General features: G+C 56.0%; 4 protein-coding genes. 3 read left to right on the forward strand and 1 reads right to left on the reverse strand.

Features of this window, described 5'->3' with window-relative positions; translation table 11 throughout:
* Nucleotides 1–84 precede the first annotated feature (84 nt).
* The gene (gene cadR / locus NA637_RS24285; RefSeq protein WP_011487781.1) at nt 85–492 is read right to left on the reverse strand and encodes a Cd(II)/Pb(II)-responsive transcriptional regulator; all 408 of its coding nucleotides are present in this window, start codon (nt 490–492) and stop codon (nt 85–87) included.
* Between the two features lie 95 nt (nt 493–587).
* Between cadR and NA637_RS24290 the strand changes: the two genes are divergently transcribed.
* From NA637_RS24290 to NA637_RS24300, 3 genes are read left to right on the forward strand one after another with little or no spacing between them, the layout of a single operon-like run.
* Nucleotides 588–1,484 (forward strand): cation transporter, encoded by an 897-nt coding sequence (locus tag NA637_RS24290; RefSeq protein ID WP_004574643.1) that lies wholly within the window; start codon nt 588–590, stop codon nt 1,482–1,484.
* Nucleotides 1,485–1,487: 3 nt separating this feature from the next.
* Nucleotides 1,488–2,000 carry a signal peptidase II gene (gene lspA / locus NA637_RS24295; RefSeq protein ID WP_004863699.1) on the forward strand — a complete coding sequence of 171 codons (513 nt, stop codon included), beginning with the start codon at nt 1,488–1,490 and terminating at the stop codon, nt 1,998–2,000.
* A 21-nt stretch (nt 2,001–2,021) separates the two neighbouring features.
* On the forward strand, nt 2,022–3,311 hold the full coding sequence (locus NA637_RS24300) for an ISL3-like element ISPpu12 family transposase (protein ID WP_004574636.1): 1,290 nt from the start codon (nt 2,022–2,024) through the stop codon (nt 3,309–3,311).
* The last annotated feature ends 58 nt before the right edge of the window (nt 3,312–3,369 follow it).

Here is a 3,369-nt window from a genome sequence, read left to right on the forward strand (position 1 = left end):
TAAGCGGATTAAATGGTTGATCTTACCTTTGCATGAGAGTGAGACAGACCGGCATCTCATCGGATTATCTGGTTGATGCTTCACCTACTGCTGGTGCATGTTTCCTTCGCTAATTCCAGCAAGAACCCCACACGCCTCAACTTCCCGGTCATCGTTGCAACTCGCTCTCAGTGAAACGAGTTGTTTCTCAAGCGCTTGCAGAGCGGTTATCTGCGACCGCACATGAGAGATGTGATCATCGAGCAAGGCGTTGACGGCGGCACAAGGCTGATGAGGGTCGTCCTGATAGCTCTGTAGTTCGTGAATCTCAGCCAGTGACAGGCCCAGGATTCTGCAGCGACGGATGAAGGCCAGCCCCTCACCATGCTTCTCGGTATAGACACGGTAACCGTTGTCCTGCCGATCAGGCGGCGGCAACAAGCCCTGCTGTTCATAGAAGCGGATCGTCTGTGTTTCGACCCCTACCAACTGCGCCAACTGACCAATGCGCATCAGCCTCCTCCCCAACGGATTCTTTACTCTATTGACCTTATAGTAGCTTTATAGTTTTAAATGGTACCACAACATTGTTCAAGTGGAGTCGTATCATGAGCAAATCCTGTGGTGGCGCCTGTGGCGGTGATGCAACGTCCGCAGCGGATACCGATATACAGGCCTCCTCCGAGGCGCCAGGGAGATGGGTCAGTGTTTATGCCGTGCCGAAGATGGACTGTCCATCAGAAGAACGAATGATTCGCCTAGCCCTGAACGGCTTTGAGGAGATTCGGGCGCTGTCCTTCGACTTGTCGAACCGCCGGCTGAAGGTCGTGCATGACGGCGAGGTCGAGCCCGTCACCTCGAAACTGAAGACCTTGGGGCTAGGCGCCTCGCTTCAGGAAACCGTCGCTGCAAATCCGGAGACCATCAAGGCCGCCGAGTTTTCGGCAGCTTCTGCTAAGCAAGAATCCGGGACCCTGCGCTGGTTGCTCGGCATCAATGCACTTCTGTTCGTGGTGGAAATGACTGCCGGTCTGATCGCCCAGTCCACCGGCCTGATTGGAGAATCCCTGGACAATTTTGCCGATGCGGCGGTGTACGGGCTTGCCCTTTATGCGGTTGGACATAGCGTGAAAATGCAGGTACGTGCCGCGCATCTTGCTGGTGTACTGCAACTGATCTTGGCTGTGGGCGTGCTCGTAGAGGTGGTGAGACGCTTTGTATTCGGTAGTGAGCCTGAATCGCTGGTGATGATGGCTATCGCATTCGTCGCATTGATTGCCAATACCAGTTGTCTGCTGCTCATATCCAAACATCGGGAAGGCGGGGCGCACATGAAGGCAAGCTGGATATTCTCGGCCAACGACGTGGTGATCAACCTGGGGGTCATCACCGCCGGCGCCCTGGTCGCGTGGACCGGTTCCAATTATCCGGATCTGATTATCGGCACCATCGCGGGGGGCATTGTACTTAACGGTGCCAGACGCATTTTGGCGTTGAAGGGTTAAATAATGCTCATTATTGGCAAAAAGCTCTCGCCGTATGCCCTATTGTCCATATCGGGCCTGCTGGCAGCGTCTGATCAGGCTGTAAAGTGGCTGGTGCAGCAATCAATGGCCTATGGCGAGTATGTTTCGGTGACCCCGTTCTTTAACTGGGTGCACCTATGGAACACCGGTGCCGCATTCAGTCTTTTTGCGAATGGTGGAGGCTGGCAGCGCTACTTTTTTATCGGAATCGCGGTAGTGGTCTCGATTTTTCTGATCAAGCTGATCCTTGAAAATCGTCATAAAGGAGAAGCCATCGCTTACAGTCTTATCCTCGGTGGCGCCATGGGCAACCTGATTGACCGGGTCTTTCGCGGCTATGTTGTGGATTCCTTTGATTTCTATTGGCGAGACTGGCATTGGCCGGCCTTCAACCTGGCTGATATTGCAATTGTCCTCGGTGCCTTACTTTTCGTTTCCAGCAGCTTGTTGGGTAAAAAAGCAAACACCAATGCCGAGCCGGATGGATCTGACTGACACCTACGCCTATACAACACCATGACCGAACTTCCCGACAACATCCTTCACCTGCCGCAATACCAAGTACTGGGCTGCAAATCAACCGACGACGAAATGCACTTCCAGGTGGACGTGCCCGATCCCATCGCCTGCGAGGAGTGCGGCGTGCAGGGTGAGTTCGTACGGTTCGGCAAGCGTGACGTTCCCTATCGTGATCTGCCCATCCACGGCAAGCGGGTCACTCTCTGGGTGGTCCGCCGCCGATACACCTGCCGGGCCTGCAAGACAACATTCAGGCCCCAGCTACCGGAGATGGTGGACGGATTCCGTATGACACTGCGGCTGCATGAGTACGTGGAGAAGGAATCCTTCAACCACCCCTACACCTTTGTGGCGGCACAGACCGGCCTGGACGAGAAGACGGTGCGCGACATCTTCAACGCCCGCGCCGAGTTCCTGGGGCGCTGGCACCGCTTCGAGACGCCCCGCATCCTGGGCATTGACGAGCTATACCTGAACAAGCGCTACCGCTGCATTCTGACCAACATTGAGGAGCGAACCCTGCTCGACCTGCTGGCCACCCGCCGCCAGGACGTGGTGACCAACTACCTGATGAAGCTGAAAGACCGGCAGAAGGTCGAGATCGTCAGCATGGACATGTGGAACCCCTACCGGGCAGCGGTCAAGGCTGTGCTGCCCCAGGCCCGTATCGTGGTCGATAAGTTCCATGTGGTGCGCATGGCCAACGATGCCCTAGAGAGAGTGCGCAAGGGCCTCAGAAAGGAGCTGAAACCGTCCCAGAGCCGGACTCTCAAGGGAGACCGGAAAATCCTGCTGAAACGCGCTCACGAAGTCTCAGACCGGGAGCGCCTCATCATGGAGACCTGGACAGGCGCGTTCCCGCAACTGCTGGCCGCCTACGAGCACAAGGAGCGCTTCTACGGCATCTGGGACGCCACCACACGGCTCCAGGCAGAAGCCGCCCTGGACGAGTGGATAGCCACCATCCCGAAGGGCCAAAAGGAAGTCTGGAGCGATCTGGTCAGGGCAGTGGGAAACTGGCGCGAAGAGACCATGACCTACTTCGAGACGGACATGCCCGTCACCAACGCTTACACGGAGTCCATCAACCGACTGGCCAAGGACAAGAACCGTGAAGGGCGCGGTTACTCCTTCGAGGTGATGCGGGCACGAATGCTCTACACCACGAAGCACAAGAAGAAGGCACCGACTGCGAAGGTCTCTCCTTTCTACAAGAAAACCATCGGTTACGGACTGCCGGACTTCGCAGAGGAACTCAACTACGGAGTCGATCTATCAACCATCTGAGGGTGGTATCAGATTGATGGGGTGAAGGTGCCCCATCAACCATTAAATCCGTATACCC

It is taken from the genome of Stutzerimonas stutzeri (genome assembly GCF_024448935.1).
In the GTDB taxonomy this organism is placed as follows: Bacteria; Pseudomonadota; Gammaproteobacteria; order Pseudomonadales; family Pseudomonadaceae; genus Stutzerimonas; species Stutzerimonas stutzeri_AO.

Excerpts from the sequence above, each read along its gene's own strand:
- cadR (WP_011487781.1), bottom strand. The coding sequence starts at position 492 with ATGCGCATTGGTCAGTTGGCGCAGTTGGTAGGGGTCGAAACACAGACG.
- NA637_RS24290 (WP_004574643.1), top strand. The coding sequence starts at position 588 with ATGAGCAAATCCTGTGGTGGCGCCTGTGGCGGTGATGCAACGTCCGCA.
- lspA (WP_004863699.1), top strand. The coding sequence starts at position 1,488 with ATGCTCATTATTGGCAAAAAGCTCTCGCCGTATGCCCTATTGTCCATA.
- NA637_RS24300 (WP_004574636.1), top strand. The coding sequence starts at position 2,022 with ATGACCGAACTTCCCGACAACATCCTTCACCTGCCGCAATACCAAGTA.